At 40.2% G+C, this 1,446-nt stretch carries 1 protein-coding gene; it reads left to right on the forward strand.

The features are described from left to right. Window positions 1-122: 122 nt before the first annotated feature. Window positions 123-1,446: IS5 family transposase (locus QUB70_RS32495; RefSeq protein WP_332985924.1), on the forward strand; the 1,324-nt coding region annotated here is incomplete at its 3' end.

The raw sequence follows: 1,446 nt of genomic DNA on the forward strand, positions 1-1,446 counted from the left end.
TAGGGCTTGCCGAAAAAGCCTAAAACCTGGACAGAGAAAGACTTTGACTGGTTTGAACGCTCCGCGTGTGCAAGCTTATGAGCTAAAATCTGTCCAAAGCCTAGTACAACATCACTTTCGTAATGTACCGAAAAGTTGACCCAACCCCAAACCCGCCATCCAACTTTGACTTGCCTTTTGAGGGGCAATTGTTAGAAGATAATCGTTGGGTAATCATGGCGAAACTAATTCCGTGGTCAGCATTTGAAGCAGAATATGCTCAAAACTTTTCCGTAGAGATGGGAGCTCCAGCAAAATCTTTTCGGATGGCATTGGGAGCATTAATTATTAAAGAAAGGTTAGGAACCAGCGATCGCGAAACAATAGAACAAATCCGAGAAAACCCCTACTTACAATACTTTCTAGGCATGACCAGCTATAGCAGTCAAGCACCATTCGACTCATCTATGTTGGTTCATTTTAGACAGAGAATAGGTGTCAACCTCGTCAATAAAATCAATGAAAAAATGGTCAAAGAGCAGACCGAAGCGCCAGGCAAAGTAGTCGATAAAAAGTCATCGGACATCAGCGAGCCGAAAAATCAAGGAAAATTAATATTAGACGCCACCTGCGCACCAGCCGACATTAAATATCCTAACGACTTAGGAATATTGAATCAAGCCAGGGAACAAACCGAAACAATCATAGATGCTTTGCACACTCAAATTCAGTCACCCGAAAAAAAAAAGCCAAGAACTTATCGAAACCTAGCAAGAAAAGAATACTTGACAGTAGCAAAGCAACGAAGACCATCACAAAAAAAACGAAGAAAAGCGATTAAAAAACAACTTCAATATATTAAAAGAAATTTAGCTCATATCGCGACCATGGGTGAGCTAACGTGGCTGACTAAATATTATTATAAAATGCTATTAGTAGTCACAGAAGTCTACCGTCAACAGTTATGGATGTATGAAAATAAAACACATAGTATTGAGGACAGAATAGTAAGTTTAACACAACCACACATCCGCCCGATCGTTAGAGGAAAAGCCGGGAAATCCGTCGAATTTGGGGCAAAGCTGTCAGCGAGTTGTCGTAACGGCTATGTATTTCTAGACCGGATTAGTTGGGATAATTTTAACGAATCTGTAGACTTAAAAACACAAGTAGAAGAATTTAAATGGTTCACAGGTTTCTATCCCGAATCAATTCATGTAGATCGAATTTATCGAACTCGCGAGAATCGAGCTTGGTGCAAAGAAAGAGGAATTAGAATGAGTGGTCCCCCTTTAGGAAGACCCTCGACAAATATTAGTAAGTCAACGAAGAAACAAGCTTTAGAAGACGAGAGAATTCGTAACTCGATAGAGGGCAAATTTGGAGAAGCTAAAAGAAGATTCAGCCTCGGTAGAGTGATGGCTAAACTTTCTAATACTTCTCAAACCACCATCGCCATAACTTTTC

It is taken from the genome of Microcoleus sp. A003_D6, from assembly GCF_036702825.1.
GTDB lineage: Bacteria > Cyanobacteriota > Cyanobacteriia > Cyanobacteriales > Microcoleaceae > Microcoleus.